The sequence below is a fragment of the Scandinavium sp. NPDC088450 genome, from assembly GCF_044900545.1.
In the GTDB taxonomy this organism is placed as follows: Bacteria; Pseudomonadota; Gammaproteobacteria; order Enterobacterales; family Enterobacteriaceae; genus Scandinavium.
Genome location: NZ_JBJDNI010000002.1, coordinates 148,912 through 171,826 on the forward strand (window position 1 = coordinate 148,912; position 22,915 = coordinate 171,826).

Annotated in this window: 18 protein-coding genes; 8 read left to right on the forward strand and 10 right to left on the reverse strand. The window is 54.3% G+C overall.

What is annotated here, in order from left to right; all coding sequences use genetic code 11:
- Positions 1-6: 6 nt before the first annotated feature.
- Positions 7-1,407, reverse strand: a complete 1,401-nt coding sequence (locus tag ACI2I2_RS03320) for an MFS transporter (RefSeq protein ID WP_404656607.1) — start codon at positions 1,405-1,407, stop codon at positions 7-9.
- A gap of 249 nt (positions 1,408-1,656) precedes the next feature.
- Here ACI2I2_RS03320 and ACI2I2_RS03325 point away from each other — a divergent pair, with 249 nt between their 5' ends.
- A complete protein-coding gene (locus ACI2I2_RS03325; RefSeq protein ID WP_404656608.1) occupies positions 1,657-2,478 on the forward strand; it encodes a helix-turn-helix domain-containing protein in 822 nt (273 codons plus the stop codon).
- Positions 2,479-2,482: 4 nt separating this feature from the next.
- Here ACI2I2_RS03325 and ACI2I2_RS03330 read toward each other — a convergent pair whose 3' ends face one another.
- The 4 genes from ACI2I2_RS03330 to ACI2I2_RS03345 form a co-directional block, all read right to left on the reverse strand.
- Positions 2,483-4,198 carry a ShlB/FhaC/HecB family hemolysin secretion/activation protein gene (locus tag ACI2I2_RS03330; RefSeq protein ID WP_404656609.1) on the reverse strand — a complete coding sequence of 572 codons (1,716 nt, stop codon included), beginning with the start codon at positions 4,196-4,198 and terminating at the stop codon, positions 2,483-2,485.
- An 88-nt stretch (positions 4,199-4,286) separates the two neighbouring features.
- The gene (locus ACI2I2_RS03335) at positions 4,287-5,519 is read right to left on the reverse strand and encodes a collagen-like triple helix repeat-containing protein (RefSeq protein WP_404656610.1); all 1,233 of its coding nucleotides are present in this window, start codon (positions 5,517-5,519) and stop codon (positions 4,287-4,289) included.
- A 354-nt stretch (positions 5,520-5,873) separates the two neighbouring features.
- Entirely contained in the window at positions 5,874-7,130 is a 1,257-nt protein-coding gene (gene avtA / locus ACI2I2_RS03340) for a valine--pyruvate transaminase (RefSeq protein ID WP_404656611.1), read from the reverse strand.
- 157 nt (positions 7,131-7,287) lie between these two features.
- Entirely contained in the window at positions 7,288-9,318 is a 2,031-nt protein-coding gene (locus tag ACI2I2_RS03345) for an alpha-amylase (protein ID WP_404656612.1), read from the reverse strand.
- A gap of 315 nt (positions 9,319-9,633) precedes the next feature.
- On the opposite strand from ACI2I2_RS03345, the gene ACI2I2_RS03350 reads away from it, so the two are divergent.
- Positions 9,634-10,461 (forward strand): protein bax, encoded by an 828-nt coding sequence (locus tag ACI2I2_RS03350; protein ID WP_404656613.1) that lies wholly within the window; start codon positions 9,634-9,636, stop codon positions 10,459-10,461.
- Positions 10,462-10,580: 119 nt separating this feature from the next.
- On the opposite strand, the gene xylR is transcribed toward ACI2I2_RS03350, so the two are convergent.
- The 4 genes from xylR to xylF form a co-directional block, all read right to left on the reverse strand.
- Positions 10,581-11,759, reverse strand: coding sequence for a D-xylose utilization transcriptional activator XylR (xylR, locus tag ACI2I2_RS03355; protein ID WP_404656614.1), 1,179 nt, complete (start codon positions 11,757-11,759; stop codon positions 10,581-10,583).
- Between the two features lie 69 nt (positions 11,760-11,828).
- A complete protein-coding gene (gene xylH / locus ACI2I2_RS03360) occupies positions 11,829-13,010 on the reverse strand; it encodes a xylose ABC transporter permease XylH (RefSeq protein ID WP_404656615.1) in 1,182 nt (393 codons plus the stop codon).
- A complete protein-coding gene (locus ACI2I2_RS03365) occupies positions 12,988-14,529 on the reverse strand; it encodes a xylose ABC transporter ATP-binding protein (RefSeq protein WP_404656617.1) in 1,542 nt (513 codons plus the stop codon). Before ACI2I2_RS03365 ends, xylH begins: the two co-directional genes overlap by 23 nt.
- 61 nt (positions 14,530-14,590) lie before the next feature.
- On the reverse strand, positions 14,591-15,583 hold the full coding sequence (gene xylF, locus ACI2I2_RS03370; RefSeq protein WP_404656731.1) for a D-xylose ABC transporter substrate-binding protein: 993 nt from the start codon (positions 15,581-15,583) through the stop codon (positions 14,591-14,593).
- Positions 15,584-15,956: 373 nt separating this feature from the next.
- Between xylF and xylA the strand changes: the two genes are divergently transcribed.
- From xylA to ACI2I2_RS03390, 4 genes are all read left to right on the forward strand, one after another.
- Positions 15,957-17,279, forward strand: coding sequence for a xylose isomerase (gene xylA, locus ACI2I2_RS03375; protein ID WP_330984775.1), 1,323 nt, complete (start codon positions 15,957-15,959; stop codon positions 17,277-17,279).
- Between the two features lie 99 nt (positions 17,280-17,378).
- Complete coding sequence (gene xylB, locus ACI2I2_RS03380; protein ID WP_404656618.1) at positions 17,379-18,833, forward strand: xylulokinase; 1,455 nt, start codon at positions 17,379-17,381, stop codon at positions 18,831-18,833.
- Positions 18,834-18,922: 89 nt separating this feature from the next.
- Positions 18,923-19,462: an isochorismatase family protein gene (locus ACI2I2_RS03385; protein ID WP_404656619.1), complete on the forward strand. Its 540-nt coding sequence runs from the start codon at positions 18,923-18,925 to the stop codon at positions 19,460-19,462.
- Entirely contained in the window at positions 19,459-20,382 is a 924-nt protein-coding gene (locus ACI2I2_RS03390) for a GlxA family transcriptional regulator (protein ID WP_404656620.1), read from the forward strand. The genes ACI2I2_RS03385 and ACI2I2_RS03390 overlap by 4 nt, the downstream gene beginning before the upstream one ends.
- Here ACI2I2_RS03390 and ACI2I2_RS03395 read toward each other — a convergent pair.
- Complete coding sequence (locus tag ACI2I2_RS03395; RefSeq protein ID WP_404656621.1) at positions 20,371-21,366, reverse strand: acyltransferase; 996 nt, start codon at positions 21,364-21,366, stop codon at positions 20,371-20,373. The two genes, ACI2I2_RS03390 and ACI2I2_RS03395, sit on opposite strands and share 12 nt — an antisense overlap.
- A 186-nt stretch (positions 21,367-21,552) precedes the next feature.
- On the opposite strand from ACI2I2_RS03395, the gene ACI2I2_RS03400 reads away from it, so the two are divergent.
- Positions 21,553-21,855 (forward strand): YsaB family lipoprotein, encoded by a 303-nt coding sequence (locus tag ACI2I2_RS03400; protein ID WP_404656622.1) that lies wholly within the window; start codon positions 21,553-21,555, stop codon positions 21,853-21,855.
- A 148-nt stretch (positions 21,856-22,003) separates the two neighbouring features.
- Positions 22,004-22,915: a glycine--tRNA ligase subunit alpha gene (gene glyQ / locus ACI2I2_RS03405; RefSeq protein WP_004126458.1), complete on the forward strand. Its 912-nt coding sequence runs from the start codon at positions 22,004-22,006 to the stop codon at positions 22,913-22,915.

Here is a 22,915-nt window from a genome sequence, read left to right on the forward strand (position 1 = left end):
TTCTCCTTAAGACTGAACATGGCGAGCGCGAAGATCGGTACTGATGCGCGACATCATTGGATTATTGAGCTTGCAGGCGCGGATGGTGAAGGCCAGCAGCAGGTGGAAGAGAGCAGGCAGAAGTGTTTCCATTGCCGTCATGCCTTGCAGCGAAGCGGCGGTTTGATTGCCTGCTCCCGGTTGGTAGGCGACGAAAATAAACACCAGGCTGATTATCCCTGCACTGGAAGCCCATGCGAGCTTGATACAGAACAGGTTGAAGGCGAAGTTCATGCCTGAAGAGCGCACGCCGGTTTTCCACTCGCCGTAGTCATCGGCGAAAGCCATCAGGCCAAAATGCAGTGGCAGAGTGAAGCCGAGAATCAAGCCGTTACCGAGGATAACTGCCAGCCAGAGTGTCTGCCACGCCGGGCCTGTTGGCAGGAACCACATCATCACAGCCAGCGCGGCCAGCACGATATTGGTGTAGTAGTAGAGTTTGACGGTATCAATGCGTTTCGACAGCGGGCTGACCAGCACGGAGCCAAGAATCGAGGCGAAGGTCACCATGGTGAAAAACAGCGAGGTATACGCGGTGCTGCCTTTCAGCACGTAGGTGATGAAATACATGTACCCGCCGCCGCGAATGTTGAACACGTTGATCAGCAGGAAGGACATCAACAGCATCAGCAGCAATTGGTCATTGTTGCGCAGCCCGGCGAGGTGTTCGCGCAGGGTGAATTTGCCCATCGCGTCCAGCGGCACACGCTCACGCACCCAGAAGAAGCAGCACAGGAACATCACCACCGCCACGCCACACAGAATGCCGACACCCATTTGATAGCCGTGTGCGGCATCGCCTTTGCCCAGTGTTGAAACCAGCCACGGCAGCCCGACGGAAACCAAAAAGCCCGCCACGCCACACAGCACAAAGCGCCATGACTGGCAGCCGAGCACTTCTGAATGGCGAGTGGTCATGGTGTTGATCAGCGCACAATAGGGCACGTTGATGGCGGTGTAGCTAACGGAAAGCAGCAGATAGGTGCCAAATGCCCAGACGATTTTCATGTTCATGCTGACGTCGGGCACGGTGAAGGTCAGGAAGCCGATAACGCCAATCGGTACGGCGACCCACAATTGCCACGGGCGAAAACGTCCCCATCGGCTTTGGGTCCGGTCGGCAATCACGCCCATAATCGGGTCGGAAATCGCATCAAACACGCGCAGGACGATAAACATCGTGCCGACCAGCGCGGGCGTCAGGCCAAAGACATCGGTATAGAAAAAGGTCAAAAAATTCATGATCAGGCAGGTGATTACCGTGCCACCGGCATCGCCTAACCCGTAACCAATTTTTTCCCGTAGCGACAGCGTTTCACTGGCGGCCTGACGGGCAATATCGGTTTGTGTAATCGGGGTAGAAGTCATCGAAAACTCCTTACGTAGGTCAGAGTGCGTGACCCGCATCGCGGCGGGCTTCTTGTTGGGATTGCAAACTACCTGATTCATTCTGCCCGGAATCGCTGAGGCAACAAGGGAAGAGGAAAGTATAAAAAGATAACGATTCCGACCTGGTGGCTAAAATGTGATCGTGATCCAGTGATAATGCATTTTTTGATGAATAATCAAGATGAAAGCGCGTTTATGACCAACCATAAAGTGGAAAAGTGAATATCCATGCTCGAATTATCCATAGCGTTTCCGATTCAGGTTCAAAATGGCGGATTGTTTATTTCCCGTGGAGTGGGGAGTCATCCTGCACGTACGCTGGCGTCCTGGGAGCTGATTTTTGTCGAACGGGGTCAGTTGCAAATCCGTGAAGAGGGCGAGCTGTTCACCGTCGCGGCAGGGGAGAGCTTGTTGCTTAAACCCGGGCGACGTCATGTCGGCGAGGGGGAATTTCCCGCAGACCTGAAATTTTACTGGCTTCATTTTGAGTGGCTGGGATCGCGACCCGATCCTGCATTACGGCAGACGTTGTTGAGCCTTCCCCAACAAACGCGGGTGAGTGACGCGCAGTACGTCATTTCGCTGTTTCGTCAGTTTCTCAGCGAGCAGGAGAATATTCACCGCAGCATCGCGCTGGAGTGCATCTTGTTGCTGATTTTACAGCAGATCAGTGCTTCAGGTTTGCAGGAGCGCGCCGACGACAGCCCCGGCGTTGCGCTGGCGTACAAGGCGCAGCAGATTATTCGCACGCAATATCACCTGCCGCTTTCCACTTCGCAGCTGGCTCGAGAACTTCACTGTAACGCTGACTATCTGGGCCGCGTGTACCGCCGCGTCTTTCATCTTACGCTGACGGAAGCGCTGCACCGCCAGCGAGTGATGGCAGCAGAGAAGCTGCTCATCAGCGACTCCCGCTCACTGAAAGAAGTCGCCGAGCAGTGTGGGTTTAGTGATACCGGCTACTTCCGGCAAATCTTCCGTAAACATACCGGGCTGACGCCTGCGGTGTGGAAACGGCGTTACTGCAAAGAGCATATTAATTCGGCTTAACGCTTTAACGCAGATTGTTGAAATTCCAGGTCAGCGTCAGGCTGTAACGCCAGTCGCGATTGTTGTTGTCTGTTGGCACATCGCCGACCGGTTTAGCCGCTTCGACGCTGACGCTGTAGTGGCGGTTATCGCCCACCATCACCCCGGCAGCCACGGAACCCAGGCGCTGATGGCGAAAGCCAGGTTGGTTGTACCAGGTTTGCGCTGTGTCGGTGAGCACGTAGGGTTGAATGGTCGCCAGCCAGGTGCTGTCTTTGCGCATGTGCAGATAGCGCAGTTCAAGCTGGCCGCCGTAGCCGTAATCGCCGCTGGCTTCGCTGTCCTGATAGCCTCGGCCAAAATGCTGTGCGCCGAAGCTGACGCGTTCCGGCTCCGGCAAATCATTGTTCGACCAGTCTCCTTCCCATGACGTCGAAAGCTTCCAGTTTTCGGCCATCATCCACGCTGCATCCAGATGCCCTTTCCACAGCGTAAAATTAAGGTCTGTTCCTTGCGAAGGCGCGGCATCAGCGCCCAGCCCGTCAATGCCCTGGCGCAGCGTGAGGCGGCTGCTGACGCTGGCGGTGTCGAAATTGCGTGCGCCGTTAATGCCGAATTCAAAGGCCGGGTAACGCACGTGCTGGTGCTGAGCGTCGAGGCCGTACGTTTGCCCGCCGAGTTTTGCCTGCAAATCGTAATCATCACGGCGATCGGTGTAATCGAAGCCGCCAGTGATATTGAGCTGTTTTTTGCGGGTCAGAATCAACGGATAGCCAAAGCTGACGCCGCCGTTGTACTGGGTCGATTTTTGCCGGGCATTCACGGTGATGTCGTTTGGCAGTGAGAGCAACGGCGTGAAATCCTGCGGATTTTCGCGGTAATAGCTGCCTTTTAACTGCATGGTCAGCCCTTCATCGTTCAAAAACTGCTGCCAGTTCAGGCCGAGGTAAGTCTTGCGCGTGTCTTTATCGAGCGGGATCAGCGTCGCCACGCCAAGCTGATCGCCATAGCTTGTCAGGTTGCTTAACGTGCCGTTGACCAGCGCCAGATTCTGGCCTTTACGTGTGTCGAGCGTGGAAGAGATATCCCAGATATGCGGCTGCATGCCGGTGACTTGCATCGCGGCTGCGCCATAAATATTTTTCGGCAACTGGGCATTTGCTTCAATGGGCACGCCGGGCGTCTGGGTCATCAACTGACTGTAGCGGTCGAAAGTGTCCTGGGTGAGCGGCTTTTCCGCCATGATTTTTTCAGACAACCTTTTCAGGCGAGCGGCGACATCCGGATTGTTGCTGTTGATATCGCTGTGCGCAACGTAGCCTTCAACCAGCACGATTTTGATGTTACCGCCCTGAAAGTTGTTATCAGGCAGCCAGGCATAGGAAAGCGGGTAACCGTCAGCTTTGTAGCGCTGGGTGATATCGTTCACCAGCCCCGCCAGCGTCTTTAGCGGAATGGTTTTGTTCGCGTAGGGTCGAAAAGGTTGCAGCAATGACTTTAGCGGGTAAACGGTACCGCCAATGAACTGAATATGATTGACCTGGATAGGCGTATCCGGCGTCAGTCTGGACTCCGGCTTCTGGACCGTCACTTTCGGCGCCGGGGTTGCAGGCGCAGGTGGCGCAATATCCGGCGCGGCTTTGGCCGGGTTGCTGGGGTCGATAATGGCGGGCAGAGTATCGGCGCGAGCCAGGCTCAGCAAGAGCAGAGCAGGCAACGCAAAATAAGCGTGCTGTTTCATCGTGCAATCCCTGTTCTTAGTCCCGTCTTTGCGGGTGGTCACTGCTGTGAAATGTGCCCCCTAAACCGGGGGCACAGAAAAGAACCACTTAATTATGTTTCGGTTTCAGGATGTCGCCGACAAGCGTATTCAGCCCGTTCAGCGGATTGGTGTTGGCGCTACTCTGTGTTGTTGTGGTGGTGCCCGCGTTGGCAGTCACCCCTGCTGTGAGCGTATTAACGGTGGTGTTCACGCTCGCGACCAGTCCGTTGTTGTTGGTGTTCACTGAGGCATTGGCTGACACATTGCCACCACTGCTGCTGGTGGACGACGAGGTTGGTTTCACTAATCCGCCAGTGTCAGTCACCGTTTGCCCTACGTTCTGAGCCACCTGACCGACGCCATTCAGCCCTGAATTAGTGCCGCCGACTTTGGTGCCCACATCGCTGACGGAGGTGCCAACCTGAGTCAGCAGAGTATTGACCGGTGCGCCAAGGCCAGTGGTGGTGCCGACTTCCTGAGTGACGCCCTGCACGCCGCCGAGCGTTTTATCTACGACGGTGGTGGTGCCGGTAGTCAGTTTGGTCACGCCAGCGCTGTTGACTGTGCTGGTGAGGCCGGTGCCGGTATTGCTGACGAGTTGCCCGGTGCTGTTAACAACATTGCCTGCAACGCCTGTCACGCCACCAAGTGGGGTACCGGACGTGCTGCTGGCAAGATCGGTGCCGACGGTGGAAACCGTATTCCCAAGCGAGGTTACGGTGGTGGTCACACCTTTGACCGTGGTGCCGACGCCGTTAGGATTGGTTGGGTTGCCTATCCCGGTCGTGACACCCGTCCCGACGGTAGACACGGCATCACCCACACCGGTCACTGTGGTAGAGACTGTTGAGGTCACTGGGTTATCGGTTGGCAACTGGCTGCCCAGGCTGTCGACTGTGGTGCCGACGGCGGTCACGGTTTTACCCGTATCGCTCAGGACATTGTTCAGCGCTGCCGTAGAGGTGCTTCCACCGGAGCCTGTTCCTCCGCCACCGGTTCCTGTACCGCCACCGCCAGTGCCCGTTCCTCCGCCACCGGTGCCAGTACCGCCACCACCGGTTCCTGTGCCGCCGCCGCCAGTGCCAGTTCCTCCACTGCCGGAACCATCACCTCCGCCGTTATTGGCTGTCGTGCCGCCACCGCTGCCATCATCGGAGCCTGATCCGCTGCTGCCAGTCGTTGGGTTTGTTTTTGCAGTTGAATGACTTCCGCCTCCGCTACCGCTGCAGGCGGAAAGAGAAAATGCGAGTAGCACCGCCACTGCGATAACGCTTAAGTGGCTAACGTTATTCGAGGCCATAACAATACTCCACTAAATAAAACGCCGGGCGGCGTATTAATGAGTGTATGTGGAAATGGAATCGCTGCACTGGCCTCAGGAATGAGCAGAGAAGAAATTTCGAATTTATTGAGGGTTCATATATCAGGAAAATAACCGCTTCGTTATATGGTTGTTTTAAAACAATGGCTTGTAATTATTATTTTAGTTAAGTGCAGCTAAAGAGTGCGCTTTGTCATGGAGTGAGAATTAAATATCGGACAAATTTAAGAGCAATCCTAATAATTGGGGGCGGTTTTTAAATGAGGGATATATCTTTATTTTAAGCTGCCGATCACGGAAAAAAATGGGCCCTGTTATTCAGAGCCCTTTTATTTAACAACCGCTCTCTTGCCAGGCTAATTCTATTTCCTCGGCAAGAATTTTGACCCCCGCTTCGATTTTATCGGGCTCAGGAACATAATTCATCCGCATGCACTGATGCGTATGCGGCCACGGTTTATCGAGCCCTGGGAAGAAGAAATCACCCGGCACCATCAACACACCACGTTTTTTCAGACGCTGATAGAGCACTTCAGTGGTGATTGGCAAATCTTTGAACCAAAGCCACAGGAAAATAGCACCTTCGGGTTTATGAATCAGGCAGCGCTCTACCGGCAAGTAACGGCGGATAATGGCGATAGTGTCCTGAACGCGCTGGTAATAGAAAGGCTTAATGACCGTTTCTGAAAGACGCAGCAGGTCTTTGCGCTTGATCATTTCGCACATCATGGCCGGCCCAATACCGCCTGGCGACAGGCTGATAATTCCGTTCATGTTGCTGATGGCGCTGATGATTTTCTCGTTGGCGATGATTATCCCACAGCGGCTACCCGGCAAGCCGAGTTTGGAAAGGCTCATGCACAACACGATGTTGGGGTTCCACAGCGGACGCGCTTCGCTAAAGATAATGCCCGGGAACGGCACGCCGTAAGCGTTATCGATAACCAGCGGAATGCCGTGCTGATTAGCCAGCACGTCAAGCTTCATCAGCTCTTCATCGGTGATCACGTTGCCGGTAGGGTTCGTCGGGCGCGAGACACAAATCATCCCGGTTTCTTCGGTGACACGCAGATGTTCAAAGTCCACGTGATACTTGAACTGGCCTTCTGGCAGCAGCTCGATGTTCGGGCGCGCAGAGACAAACAAATCGTCTTCGAGGCCAGAATCCGCATAACCGATGTATTCCGGGGTCAGCGGGAACAGCACTTTACGCGTCGAACCGTCGGCACGGCGTCCGGCAAAGAGATTGAACAAGTAGAAAAACGCGCTCTGGCTGCCATTTGTTAGTGCAATATTCTGTGGGCCGATATCCCAACCCAGTTCTTCACGCAGCATCTCCGCCAGCAGGGCCAGCAGCTCTGATTTCCCCTGCGGGCCATCATAGTTACACAGGGCTTCCGTGGCTTTACCGCTTTCCAGCATGTCCGCCAGCAGCTGATGAAAATAGGTGTTCATCTGCGGGATCTGCGCCGGGTTACCGCCGCCAAGCATGATGGCACCGGGCGTGCGCAGGCCATCGTTAAGGTCTTCCATCAGGCGGGTGATACCGGAATGACGGGTGAATTTGTCGCCAAAAGCTGAAAAAGTCATATGCAGGTGTGTAGTTGATCTGGGTTCAGGGGCTAACCATACCCCCTGCGCCAGTGAGGTGCAAACTGCCGGGATGCGCCTGGAGCAGGAATTTATGCTGAAGTTTTAGAGTGAGGTGGACGATCCCTCTACAGGCTGAAGAGGGATTTTGTTTTGGTCAGGGTTTTCCGGCCCAGACGACCATGACCTTATCTTCGCCGCGTTCACGGGCGAACCCATAGCCTTGTGATAAAGAGAGCGTGGTTTGCGTGCCCATTCCAATCGCCGGATGGCGGGCGCGGAACTGACCCAGCTTCTGCCAGTGAGCAACCGTTGCCGCATTTTTGCCGCTAACATCCTGCCAGTTCATGTCTGAACGCGTGCCCTGTAATGGGTCGGAACCGGTGGGCCCAAACGGACGAGCAGATTCGTCACCATAGAAAATTTGCACAGCACCTGGGGCGAGCATCAGCAGCTCAGCCGCTTCACTTCCTCCATCACGGAACAGCCGCGTATCGTGGGAAGAAAGATAACTGAGCACGTTGAAGCTCTGAAGGCTCTCGGCCATATGCTGCCAGGTCATGTCGACAGTGGCGAAACAGTCGACCGCTTTTGCCGCCTGGTCCTGGTAATCAAAGTTGATCATCGCATCGAAACCGTGGCGATAGTATTCGCTTTGCATCACACCGTGGCCCCAGGCTTCACCGGTCATCCAGAACGGTGAGTTATCCAGGGCTTTGTCTGGATTCACTTTTTTCCATTCAGCCAGCGCCGCAGTGGCTTGCGTTTTGAGCTGATCCCACGCTGGAAGTTCGACGTGTTTGGCGGTATCAACCCTGAAACCGTCAATGCCGTAATCACGAACCCATTGGCTCAACCAATGAGTGAGGTAATCCCGCGGCGTGTAGCCCGCGATCGCTTTGGCGGCGGTATCAGGTTTGTGCTGATAGAAAACAGGCAGGCCTGACACGGCTTTCGATTCGGTTTTCAGGTCAGGTAAAAAGGCGAGTGACATCGTCAAATCGTCAAAGCCGGGGTTGTCATAATCGCCGATATCGGTGCGAATCCACTGCTTGCCCCACCATTTGTCCCATGCGGCTTTGTCGCTGAAGTTAATGTAATCATTAAAGCTGTGCCAGCTTTGCCCTGCGCCGGGCTTCCAGTCGGTCCAGTGTTCGCCCAGTGTTTTCTTCAGTTCATCGCCTTGCAGATAGAGCGCGCCAAACTGGTATTGCTGCATATCAGCCAGCGTGGCGTAGCCCGTATGGTTCATCACGACGTCGAACAGCACACGAATGCCGCGCTTATGCGCTTCATCGACCAACTGGCGTAAATCGTCTTCCGTCCCCATATTGGCGTCGAGCTTTGTCCAGTCCTGTGGATAGTAGCCGTGATAGGCGTAATGCGGGAAATCCCCTTTGGTGCCGCCGCCCACCCAACCATGGATTTGCTCAAGTGGGGAGCTAATCCACAGCGCGTTGACGCCTAGCTGTTGCAGATAATCCAGTTTAGTGGTGAGCCCTTGCAGATCGCCGCCGTGAAAGGTGCCTATCTCCTGTATGCCGTCTTTATGGCGGCCATAGCTGTTGTCGTTAGCGGGATTACCGTTCACATAACGGTCTGTGAGAACGAAGTAGACGGTTGCGTTGTGCCAGTCAAAAGCGGCGGGTTCGGCCGTTTGCGCGTTTTCCAGCAACAGCAGCCCGTTGCTGCTGGGATCGGGTTGCAGTGTGATTTTGCCGTTGCTGACCACGACAGTTTGTCCGCTGTAAAAATCACGAACTTTGCTGCCTTCTGCAAATGTTTTGCTGACATCTACCGTGAGCGGTTTTCCATCCCAACGAGGACATTGGCGAACTTCAACTTTTGCCGTGTCTGTGGCGGCACTTTCCACACCTAACATCAGCGTTGGCGTGCCCGAGCGGGTATCGAGCGTTAACGTGTATAAACCGTCGCGAAAAAGCCGCCATTGTGGCGGTGTGCCATGGCAGGGTTCCAGCGAGAGCATCTCATTCAGTTTGACGGTGCCGGAAGGCTGCCAGCACTGCTGGTCAAAATTTAAAGTTAAAGGACGAGTACCCTTCGCGAGCTTTTGCTGACTGACAAACTTCCCGGTGCCTTCCGGAGTAAAGGCGGGGAAATCGGCGGAAGTCCATGCCGCCAGCGCCATGCCGGGCAGCAGAAGAGGAAGCAGAGCGACAAGTTTCATTCCGTTCACCTGTTGTCAGTTTTTTCTCATTTTGCCAGCGTTACGCCAGCGCTAACTCCTCCTTCCAGGGTAATCCAGGGGAGGACGTGAAAGGGTGAGTGATCGGGTTCAAAAATGCCGTTAATTTTCTGCGATAAACCGTGCAATTTCAGGAATATGAGGCGAAAGGAAGCAAATCATGCGTGACATCGTTTCAGATTTGGACTATTTCTTTGGGTGCGCCGGCGGGGTATTTTTGGTATGATTTGTGATTCATTTCTCGAATTTACGAAAAATACAAGGCGTTGGAATGCATTTATCCGACCAGGAGACCTAATGATATCGACTCCCATTCGACGATATGGGGCTGCGATACTCATGTTACTCACCTGTGCATTTTCAGGTGGCGTGCTGGCAAAGACGCACACAGCAACAACGAGTCATAAAGCCCCGATAATAAAGACAAGCAGTAATAGTAAGGTTAGCAGTAAACAAGAGTATTCTCGCAATAGTGCAAAGAGTAGTTCACTTCCTGATTTGCGAAAATACCCTTCCGGGACACCAAGAAAAAAAGCGTTTCTCCGGACCGTAATGCCTTATATTACCAGTCAAAATGCGGCGATTACCGCTGATCGTAACTGGCTTGTGTCCAAGCAGTATGACGGTCGTTGGTCACCGTCAGAGCGTACGCGCCTGAAAGGGATTACCCAGCGTTATAAAATTAGCTGGTCCGGGAATACCCGTAAAATTCCGTGGAACTCGCTGATGGAACGCGTGGATATCATCCCGGGTAGCATGGTTGCGACCATGGCCGCAGCAGAAAGCGGCTGGGGCACGTCAAAGCTTGCGCGTAGTAACAACAACCTGTTCGGTATGAAGTGTGGACGCGGTAAGTGTCCGTCAGGAACGGGTAAAGTGAAAGGGTATTCTCACTTTGATTCAGTGAAAGAGTCTGTTGAAGCGTACGTGGTGAATCTGAACACGCACCCGGCTTATGCCTCTTTCCGTAAGTCCCGCGCGCAGTTGCGTAAAACGGACCAGGAAGTGACGGCCAGCGCGATGATCCACAAGCTGAAAGGCTATTCGACGCGTGGTTCAAGCTACAACAACTACCTGTTCAGTATGTATCAGGATAACCAGCGTCTGATTGCTGCGCATATGTAATGCGGCATTGCCGGGTGGCGCGATGCTTACCCGGCCTGCAAGAACTGTGCATATGTAATGCGGTATGATGATGTTAAAACGCCTTCCCTCCGGAAGGCGTTTTTGTTTCTGCAATAGGGCTAAACCAGCGCCTCACCGAAGCGTTCACGGTATTCTTTTGGCGTGATGTCGTACTCTTTCTTGAACACCGAATAGAAATACTGCAACGACGGGTAGCCGCACATCTGCGAAATCTCGTTGATTGACAGGGAAGTGGACACCAGCAGGCTGCGGGCTTTCTCCAGTTTTTCACTGTGGATCACCGCATGAATAGTTTCCCCTACTTCTTCTTTAAAGCGTTTCTCCAGATTCGAGCGCGAAATGCCCACCGCATCCAGCACTTGCTCCACCTTAATCCCCTTGCAGGCGTTATTGCGAATGTAGTGCATCGCCTGAATCACCGCCGGATCGTCAAGCGAACGGTAGTCCGTGGAACGCCTCTCCACCACGCGAACGGGTGGCACCAGCAAGCGCTGCAATGGCAGATTTTCTTCATCCAGCAAACGGTGCAGTAACTTCGCTGCCTGATAACCCATCTGACGCGTGCCTTGAGCGACAGAAGAAAGCGCCACACGAGACAGGTAGCGTGTCAGCTCTTCGTTATCGATGCCAATCACACACAGCTTTTCGGGGACCGGAATATGTAAATGCTCGCAGGCCTGCAGGACATGGCGAGCGCGTGCATCCGTGACGGCGATAATGCCGGTTTGCGGCGGTAGCGTTTGCAGCCAATCCGCGAGGCGGTTTTGCGCATGCTGCCAGTTTTCAGGCGCGGTTTCTTGCCCCTGATACACCACGCCGCGGTACTTCTCTTTGGCCACTATCTGGCAAAACGCGTGTTCGCGCTCCACCGCCCAGCGTTTACCGCTGGAAGAGGGCAAACCATAAAAGGCAAAACGATGAACGCCTTTTTCTTTCAGATGCAGAAAGGCGGTTTCGACCAGAGCATAGTTATCCGTTGCGATATAGTGCACGGCCGGATAGTGCTCCGGGCGATGGTAAGAACCGCCGACGCCAATGATGGGAACCTCAACGTCTGCCAGCAGCGCTTCAATTTCGGGGTCGTCATAATCAGCAATGACGCCGTCACCGAGCCACTCTTTGATATTTTCGATACGGGCGCGAAAATCTTCTTCAATAAAGATGTCCCATTCGGACTGCGAAGCCTGAAGGTATTCACCCACGCCTTCAACGACCTGTCGGTCATAGGCTTTATTGGCATTGAACAGCAATGTTATCCGGTGGCGCTTTTCAAACATGTTCAGCTTTCCTGGGAGCAAAAATGGCGAAACTCGTGGGTCTCGCCATCATATCGGCCTTCGCCGCGATCAGGCTCGTCGTTTGGTGGCGGAATCCATCCAGACTGCCAGCAGTAAAATGGCGCCCTTCACGATATATTGCCAGAAAGTCGGCACGTCCATCATGCTCATTCCGTTATCGAGCGCAGACATAATAAACGCCCCCATCACCGCGCCAGCCACGCTTCCCACGCCGCCCGCGAGGCTGGTACCGCCAATCACACAGGCGGCGATAGCATCCAGTTCGGCAATGTTCCCGGCTGAGGGTGAGCCTGCCCCCAGCCGCGAACTAAGAATAAGCCCGGCAATCGCCACCATCAGGCCATTGATGGCGAACACGGCAAGCTTAGTACGTTCCACGTTTATGCCCGACAAGCGTGCCGCTTCAATGTTGCCGCCGATGGCATAAATGCGACGGCCGAATGCCGTACGGGTCGCCATAAACATGCCTGCCAGAAGCAGTAACGCCAGAATCAGCACCGGAGTGGGCACCCCGCGATAATCGTTCAGCATCCAGATAGCACCCAGCGCAATGACCGCCGTCAGCGACTGACGAGCCACCACGCCGGACGATGCAGGCGTTTGCAAGCCCAGCGCCTGACGACGCATGCGCCCACGCCATTGCCAGGCTACGAAGGCCATCAGGCCAACCACGCCAATCACGAAGCCAATGCCATCCGGTAAATAGCTCTGCCCGATTTGCGACATGGCCGGGCTGGTGGGCGACACCGTCGTGCCATTGGTGATACCAATCAGAATGCCGCGAAACGCCAGCATACCGGCGAGCGTAACGATAAATGACGGCACTTTGCGATAAGCCACCCACCAACCGTTCCATGCGCCAAGCACCAGGCCCAGTACCAACGTCACCACGATGGTTAAGGGCAGCGGCCAGCCCAGCCAGACGTCAAAAATGGCCGCCACGCCGCCCAGCAGACCCATCATTGAGCCCACGGACAAATCGATTTCGGCCGAGACAATCACGAACACCATACCGACTGCGAGAATGCCGGTGATCGCGGTCTGGCGTAGCAGGTTCGAGACGTTACGGGCGCTAAGGTAAGAGCCGTCGGTGGTCCAGGTGAAGAACAGCATAATGGCGATAATGGCCGCTATCATCACAAAGACCTGCAGATTGAGGTTTTTCAGCCCCGCAAAGGCGGCGGGCGCCTGCGCGTTAAGCTTCAGTTCAGACGGGCTGTTTTTCGACATGTCGTTCACTCCTGAGGGCCGCTTCCATCACTTTCTCCTGGGTCAGTTGATGGTTGACCAGGTCCGCTTTCAGTTTGCCTTCGTGCATCACCAGCACGCGGTCGCTCAGGCCAAGCACTTCCGGCAATTCGGAAGAGATGACGATCACCGCGATGCCTTGCTGCACCAGTTGGTTAATCAGTTTGTAGATTTCATATTTCGCCCCGATATCGATGCCGCGTGTCGGTTCGTCGAGGATCAGGATGCGAGGGTTGAGCAACAGGCAACGAGCCAGAATGGCTTTCTGCTGGTTTCCGCCGCTGAGTCGGCCAATCGCCAGCTCTGGCGATGAAGTTTTCACTTTCAATCTTTGCAGGGATTGCAGAATGCAGTGTTGTTCCCCGGCATCGTCTAATGCGCTGAGCGGCCCGGTAAACTGACTGAGTGCGGCGAGCGTGATGTTTTTACCCACCGCCATCACCGGCACAATGCCGTCTTTCTTACGGTCTTCCGGCACCATCGCAATGCCGTGGGCGATGGCTTGCTGACAGGAATTGATGGTTACGGGTTGGCCGTCGATAAAAATTTGTCCCTCCCAGCGCCCGCGCCACACGCCAAACAGACACTGCACCGCTTCAGTTCGCCCGGCACCCACCAGGCCAGCAATCCCCAGAATTTCCCCGCGCTTAAGCGAAAACGAGATGTCATTAACCCGTTTGATATGGCGATTCACAGGATGCCAGGCGGTAAGGTGTTCCACGCGCAGGATTTCTTCGCCAGGCGTGTGCGGTTCGTTAGGGTAAAGCGCCGTCAGCTCACGACCGACCATCATGGTGATGATATCGTCTTCACTCATGCCGCTGGCATCCCGGGTGCCGATATGCTGCCCGTCGCGAATCACGCAGATGGTGTCCGAAATGGCCTTCACTTCATTGAGTTTGTGCGAGATGTAGATGCAGGCAATATCGTGGTTTTGCAGGTCGCGGATGATATTCAGCAGCACTGCCGTTTCCTGCTCGGTGAGCGAGGCAGTGGGTTCGTCGAGGATCAGCAGGCGCACCTGTTTGTTTAGCGCCTTTGCGATCTCAACCAGTTGTTGCTGCCCCAGACCTAACTCCCCCACTCGCGTATCCGGAGAAATGGCAAGGCTAACTTGCGCCAGCAGCTTCTCGCAGCGCACGGTCATCTGGTCGTAATCGAGCACGCCATAACGGCTTATTTCGGCACCAAGAAAGATATTTTCCAGTACGGTCAGGTGCTTAACCAGTGCCAGTTCCTGGTGAATAATGGCTATACCCCGGCGTTCGGTATCGCGAATATGCGCGGCCTGCAGCGGTTCCCCGGCAAAGACGATATCGCCTTCAAAGCTGCCATGGGGATAAATGCCGCACAGTACTTTCATTAGCGTTGATTTGCCCGAGCCGTTTTCACCGCACAGGGAAACAACTTCCCCGGCGTTCAGGCGCAGGCTAACGTTATCGACGGCTTTTACCGACCCGAAAGCTTTGGTAATGCTCTTCATTTCAAGTAAATAAGGCATAACGACTCCACGTAGCGTTCCGCGTAAAAGGAATCAGCCCCCCGACAGAGGGGCTGCGCGATCACAGCTCGCTTTTCTTGTGGAAGCCGTCCTTGATAACCGTCTGGGCGATATTGGTTTTGTTAACTTCAATCGGGGTCAGCAAACGGGCGGGAACATCTTTGAGGCCGTTATTCAGCGTCGCGTCTGATTTTGGCTGCTGGCCGTTACCCAGCTCTACCGCAATTTCTGCCGCCGTGGTGGCAAGTTGCGTAATTGGCTTGTAGACCGTCATGGTTTGCGTGCCGGAAATAATGCGTTTTACTCCCGCCAAATCGGCGTCTTGCCCGGAAATGGCCACTTTACCTGCCAGGCCTTGTGCGCTCAGTGCCTGAATCGCACCGCCCGCAGTGGCATCATTGGAAGCCACCACGGCATCAATGTTGTTATTGTTTGCGGTCAGGGCGTTTTCCATGATTTTCAGGGCATTTTCTGGCAGCCAGCCATCCGCCCACTGATCGCCAACCACTTTAATTTTGCCGCTGTCGATATAAGGTTTTAAGACCTTCATCTGCCCGGCGCGGAACAGTTTGGCATTGTTGTCCACCGGAGAACCGCCCATCAGGAAGTAGTTGCCGGTAGGCACTTTATCGACCAGGCTCTGGGCCTGCATTTCGCCGACTTTTTCGTTATCAAAAGAAATATAAAAATCGATATCTGCGTTATTAATCATACGGTCATAAGCCAATACTTTAATGCCTTCTTGTTTGGCTTCTTTAATAACGTTACTTAACACCTGGCCGTTATAAGGAATAATAACAAGAACATCCACGCCGCGGTTGATCATATTTTCAATCTGCGACATTTGGGTTTCTTCATTACCGTTAGCCGATTGCACAAATACTTTGGCACCTAAGGATTCGGCTTTATTGACAAATATGTCGCGATCTTTTTGCCAGCGCTCCAGGCGCAGGTCATCGATAGCCATCCCGATCTTCACTTCTTTGGCGATGCCTGCAAAGCTTGTCAGCAGCAGGGAAGCGCAGAGGGTCAGGCAAAGGTTCTTTATCTTCATCATCGTAGGGCCTTTTGTAAGAATGTCAGTGTGGTGAGATTGGCGATAAAAGAAACAAATACGACGGGTACGGAGCAAATTTTTAGCACGGGGAGAGATTCTGGCAATTACAGATTTTTATCTTCTGATTATGATATTTGGTTTATTTCCTGATTTATGACCGCGATCGGCTTTTACATCGTTTCAGCAATTTGTTTCATCATTTTCATGGAGCCAGGCCGCAACGTTCGTTGAGGTAGAAATATTTTGCGAGCCAGCGCACGTTTGCGCATTCTCTCAACCTCAGTGTGAAATAACGTAATTGAGCAACCGCGATTCCAGTAACAGTATTACGGTACAACCTGGTATTCGCCGCGTCTAATGGAGTTCAATTATGCAAGCTTATTTCGACCAACTCGATCGTGTTCGTTATGAAGGCCCGAAATCGCAAAATCCGCTGGCTTTCCGCCACTACAACCCGGACGAGCTGGTGCTCGGCAAACGTATGGAAGACCATCTGCGCTTCGCGGCCTGCTACTGGCATACCTTCTGCTGGAACGGTGCCGACATGTTTGGCGTCGGCTCTTTTGACCGCCCATGGCAGCAGCCGGGTGAAGCCATCGCGCTGGCAAAACGCAAAGCAGATGTGGCCTTTGAGTTCTTCCACAAGCTGAATGTGCCGTACTACTGTTTCCACGATGTTGACGTTTCACCGGAAGGCGCTTCACTGAAAGAGTACCTGAACAACTTCGCGCAGATGACCGATGTGCTGGCTGAAAAACAGCAGCAGAGTGGCGTGAAGCTGCTGTGGGGCACGGCGAACTGCTTCACCAATCCGCGCTACGGCGCAGGTGCGGCGACCAACCCTGATCCGGAAGTGTTCAGTTGGGCGGCGACTCAGGTCGTCACCGCAATGAACGCGACCCATAAGCTGGGTGGTGAAAACTACGTGCTGTGGGGCGGTCGTGAAGGCTATGAAACCCTGCTGAATACCGACCTGCGTCAGGAGCGCGAGCAAATCGGCCGCTTCATGCAGATGGTAGTTGAGCACAAACACAAAATCGGCTTCCGTGGCACATTGCTGATCGAACCAAAACCGCAAGAGCCGACCAAGCACCAGTACGATTATGATGCTTCTACCGTGTATGGTTTCCTCAAGCAGTTCGGCCTGGAAAAAGAGATTAAACTCAATATCGAAGCGAACCACGCGACGCTGGCGGGGCACTCTTTCCATCATGAAATCGCCACTGCCATTGCGCTGGGTCTGTTTGGATCGGTCGATGCTAACCGCGGCGACGCGCAGCTTGGCTGGGATACCGACCAGTTCCCGAACAGCGTGGAAGAAAACGCGCTGGTGATGTATGAAATTATCAAAGCGGGTGGCTTCACCACCGGTGGCCTGAACTTTGATGCCAAAGTACGCCGTCAAAGTACCGACAAATACGATCTGTTCTATGGCCATATCGGCGCGATGGACACCATGGCGCTGTCGCTGAAAGTCGCCGCGCGCATGATTGAAGACGGCGAGCTGGATAAGCGTGTGGCGCGTCGCTACGCGGGCTGGAATGGTGAACTGGGCCAGCAAATCCTGAAAGGGCAGATGTCACTGACCGACATCGCGAAGTACGCTGAACAGCATAACCTGTCTCCACAGCATCACAGTGGGCACCAGGAACTGCTGGAAAACCTGGTGAATCATTACCTGTTTGATAAGTAATTTTTGGTTGCCGGGCGGCGCTGTGCTTGCCCGGCCTGTGAACCCTGTAGGCCCGGTAAGCGTAGCGCCACCGGGCATTGACGCTTAAGGAACCCACTCATGTATATCGGGATAGATCTCGGCACCTCCGGCGTAAAAGCGATTTTGCTTAGCGAGCAGGGCGACGTACTGGCTTCACAGACCGAAAAACTGACTGTCTCTCGTCCTCAGCCGTTGTGGTCTGAACAGGATCCCGAACAATGGTGGCTGGCGACGGATCGCGCGATCAAAGCGTTAAGCAAGCAACATTCTTTAGCGGAAGTAAAAGCTCTGGGCATTGCCGGGCAAATGCACGGTGCCACCTTGCTGGACAAGCAACAGCGCGTGCTACGGCCAGCCATTTTATGGAATGACGGGCGCTGTGCTGAAGAGTGCTCGCTGCTGGAAGCGGCGGTTCCACTTTCAAGGAAAATCACCGGCAACCTGATGATGCCGGGCTTTACTGCACCAAAATTGCTGTGGGTTAAACGGCATGAACCGGATGTTTTTAACCAGGTTGATAAAGTATTGTTGCCGAAGGATTATCTGCGTCTGCGAATGACCGGTGAGTTTGCCAGCGATATGTCCGATGCGGCGGGCACGATGTGGCTGGACGTGGCAAAACGAGACTGGAGCGACGACATGCTCCAAGCGTGCGGGTTGAGTCGCGACAACATGCCCGCGCTGTTTGAAGGAAGCGAGATAACAGGCACGCTGCTGCCGGCGGTTGCTCAGGCGTGGAATATTCCCGCTGTGCCCGTTGTGGCGGGTGGCGGTGATAACGCGGCAGGTGCCGTTGGCGTTGGGCTAGCGGATGCCGGGCAGGCCATGCTGTCGCTGGGGACGTCCGGGGTTTATTTCGCTGTCAGCGAAGGTTTCCTTAGCAAGCCTGAAAGCGCGGTGCACAGTTTCTGTCACGCTTTGCCTGGGCGCTGGCATTTGATGTCGGTGATGCTGAGCGCAGCCTCCTGCCTGGACTGGGCGGCAAAATTAACAGGCCTCAACGACGTGCCTGCATTACTTGCTGCTGCGCAAAAAGCCGATAAAAATGCCGATCCGGTGTGGTTCCTGCCCTACCTTTCCGGCGAGCGTACTCCGCACAATAACCCGAATGCCAAAGGTGTCTTTTTCGGGCTGACTCATCAGCATGGGCCAGCAGAACTGGCACAAGCCGTACTCGAAGGTGTGGGGTTTGCACTGGCTGATGGAATGGATGTGGTTCACGCCTGTGGGATCACGCCGAAAAGTGTGACCCTGATTGGTGGCGGCGCACGCAGCGCGTACTGGCGGCAAATGCTGGCCGATATCAGCGGAATTGCGCTGGATTACCGTACCGGTGGGGATGTTGGCCCGGCTTTAGGGGCGGCGCGTCTTGCTCAACTGGCGATGAATCCGGGAAAACCGTATTCCGATTTATTGCCTCAGTTGGCGCTGGAGCAAACGCATCAGCCTGATGCCGCGAACGTTGCCGCGTATGCACCCCGTCGGGAGATGTTCCGTAAGCTTTATCAGCAGCTCAAACCGTTAATGTCCTGAAGCGACGGTTAGCTGTCCTTTTTTGACCTTCGCGTGACTCCTGTTTGTTGCCAGACTTGTTCTATACTGACCTCAACAGGAGTTGCATCATGTCCCGCACCGCTCTGATTAACATCGATACGCAGCAGTCTTTTGAACACCGTCCTTTTTGGCAGATTGATGATTTATCGGCATTTCAATCAGTCATGTTGCAACTGATTGATGGCTGCCAGCAGCGTGATATTCCTGTGGTCGACATTTTTCATGTCGACACTCAGGGGCCATTTTCCCTGGAAAGCGGCTTCGTAAAACCGATGTCCTTTTTGCGCCATCAACCTGACGTGACGTTCTTTAAGCATGTTCACAACGCTTTCACCGATACCGGGCTCGACTTTTGGCTGAGAAGCCGCGATATCAACCACTTGATCATTTGCGGATTACGCACCGAACAGTGTTGTGAAACCACGACGCGTGTGGCCTCCGATCTTGGCTATCAGGTCACGTTTGTCACGGAAGCGACGCTGACCTTTCCGATGACCCACAAAGGCGTTACGCTGGATGTTGAAACGCTGCGCCATCGAACGGAAACCGTGCTGGACGGGCGTTTCGCCACCGTTAAAACTGTTGCGGAGACGCTTGAATCGCTATGACCACCGATGTCTGGTTCGTGATGTTGCCGGGTGTGCTGTCGCTGGATATGACCGGCCCGGCAGAAACATTTGTGCTGGCAGGTGACGCCTTCCGCCTGCATTACATCGGGCCAGATGCGGAGGTGCCGACCTCGATTGGCATGACGATGGGCAATATTCAGCCGCTGCCGGAGTCGCTACCGGCAGGAAGCCTGCTGGTGCTGCCCGGTGTTTGCGATTCAAATCACTTTTTTGCCACCCCACAGGCCGAGCTGGTGCGCCGCTGGCTTACGCGTCAGCAGCCGCAGATCCATAGCCAAAAACTTACCCTGATGTGCGTCTGTTCCGGGGCTTTGTTGGCGGCTAAAGCCGGGCTGCTGCACGGCGTTCAGTGCACAACGCATCATGATGTGATCACTCGGTTGAAAGCGGCGGCCCCGGGGGCGGTGGTGAAAGAGAACCGCATTTTTATCGAAGATAAAGGCATCTGGACCAGCGCCGGCATTACGTCCGGTATCGATTTGGCGCTGCATTTGATTAATCGGCTGTATGGCCCGGAACGGGCGATGGCGGTGGCAAGAGAAATGGTGGTCTGGTTTCGTCGCTCTGGTGATGACCCGCAGCTTTCACCGTGGCTGCGCTATCGCAATCACCTGCATCCTGCCATTCATCGCGCGCAGGACGCATTAACGGCGGCCCCACAGCATTCATGGTCGCTGGCAGACATCGCTGAGCGAGCCCATGTCACCCCCCGGCACCTCACTCGCTTGTTCAGACAGCACTTGGGTATCAGCGTCAGGGATTACCTTGAACAGCTCAGGCTGGCATTAGCAGAACAAAGGCTGTTGCAAGGCAGTGGCGTGGAACAAGCCGCGCAGGCAGCGGGATTCAGCTCTGCCCGGCAATTACACCGGGCACGTCATCGCGCTTTAGCTGACTAACCGGCGAGTGTCGATTTTCTGCACCAGCATTGACAGCAACAGACTGCCCGCAAGTGTGGCGCTGAAAATCCAGAGGATGTCGAGCAGTGGCCAGCTTTTGAGTTCCAGGCCGCTGGAACGCAGCGCATGAATCAGCAGGGCGTGGAATCCGTAAATGCCTAAAGAGTGTTGTGAGATCGTGCTTAAACCCGGAAGTTCGCGGCCATTTAGCGTATTTTTCACCACAATCAGCAACGTAACCGCGCAGATAAAGACCATCGGCCCGGCGTAAAGATACCAGGTGTCAGCAAAGTTACCCCGCCATTTCAGCTCATGCAGCGTTCCCCGGGAAATCACCCACACTGAAGCCAGGAATAGCCCCGCGCACAGCAGTGTCAGCGGTTTTTTATCGGTATTCATCATCCCCAGCGCCCGGCCCAGCAGGCCATAAAGGACGTAATAAAACGTATCGCCATTGATGTACAGATTCACCGGGAGCCACTCAAACCCGCCTGTTTTGACCGGGACCGTGTTGGGGTTGGCGACAATCCCGAGAACCACCATCAGCGCCAGCAGCATCCAGCCGTTGACGGCTTTAACCTGAATCAGGGGGGAAAGCAGGTAAATCACGAAAATCGCGAAGAAAAACCACAGATGATAGAACACCGGTTTTTGCAGCAGATTCTTCAGCGAAAGCTCAATGTTGATGTGGGTGAAAAGCAGGATATAGAGCAGCGCAATGGCGCTGTAAAACAGCAGACACAACCCGATTCTCAGGAAATGGCGCGGTTGAGCGCTGCGCTCGCCGAAGAACAGATAGCCTGAAATCATGAAAAACAGCGGCACGCTGACGCGAGAGGCTGAGTTCAGCAGGTTGGCGATATCCCAGTTAAACAGGCTGGTGCTGTGTGAGTTAGTCACATACCAGGTGGTGGTGTGGATCATCAGCACCATCAGGCAGGCAATCCCTCGCAGATTAGTTATCCAGTTAATCTTTCCCGACATCAGTTCCTCAGTATTAGGGTGAACAGTAAGTCTGACCCGCAAACACAGCCCCTGTCTCTTTAGAAAAATCTGATTTGGCTTAGGTGTCTTACTGTTGGTCGAACGGATTGGCAAAATCCGTGTCAGAATAATCGTCCAAAAATAAATTATGACAATAACAGCCAACGATTAAGGCCGTAACGAAAAATGATGATGAAGTATTTCCCCCTGTTACTGGTGGTCGTCGCCCTTGCAGGATGCAGCTCCCCGCAAGCTCCCGAACAAAAAGCACAACGAGCAAAGATGGACCCCTCTCGCTCGCTGGAAATGGAGCAGCTGTGCAAAGGCCAGGCCGCAAAACGCTATAACACAGGCGCGCAGAAGATTGATGTCACCGGCTTTGAGCAATTTCAGGGCAGCTACGAGCTAAAAGGGTATACGCCCCGGAATGAGAGTTTCATCTGCTCATTTGATTCAGAAGGCCAATTTTTACATCTTTCGATGCGCTGATGGCCTGTGGAAAGGAGGCGCAACGCGCTGCCTTTTCCCAATATTCCCTCAATTTTCCGCAAACAATACCCATTCATACTGTATATCTCGCAGCCAGCGGGTATACTGGTCGCTTCCTTAAATCCACACGTATCCAGCACGAAAATATATGCAAAAGTTTGATACCAGGACTTTCCAGGGCCTGATCCTGACCTTACAGGATTACTGGGCTCGTCAGGGCTGCACCATTGTTCAACCTCTGGACATGGAAGTCGGCGCTGGCACCTCCCATCCGATGACCTGTCTGCGCGCGCTCGGCCCAGAGCCGATGGCCACTGCTTATGTGCAGCCATCCCGCCGCCCGACCGATGGTCGCTACGGTGAAAACCCGAACCGTTTACAGCATTACTACCAGTTCCAGGTGGTGATTAAGCCGTCTCCGGACAACATTCAGGAACTGTATCTCGGTTCCCTGAAAGAGCTGGGCATGGACCCGACCATTCACGACATTCGTTTCGTGGAAGATAACTGGGAAAACCCAACACTGGGTGCCTGGGGTCTGGGTTGGGAAGTGTGGCTGAACGGCATGGAAGTGACGCAGTTCACTTACTTCCAGCAGGTTGGCGGCCTGGAGTGTAAGCCGGTGACCGGCGAAATCACCTACGGTCTGGAACGTCTGGCGATGTACATTCAGGGCGTAGACAGCGTTTACGACCTGGTCTGGAGCGACGGCCCGCTGGGTAAAACCACCTACGGCGACGTGTTCCATCAGAACGAAGTGGAGCAATCCACCTACAACTTCGAATACGCAGATGTCGACTTCCTGTTCTCCTGCTTCGAGCAGTACGAGAAAGAAGCTCAGCAGTTGCTGGCGCTGGAAAACCCGCTGCCACTGCCTGCTTACGAACGTATTCTGAAGGCCGCCCACAGCTTCAACCTGCTGGATGCGCGTAAAGCCATCTCCGTCACCGAGCGTCAGCGCTACATTCTGCGCATTCGCACCCTGACCAAAGCCGTGGCAGAAGCTTACTATGCTTCCCGTGAAGCCCTGGGCTTCCCGATGTGCAACAAGAATAAATAA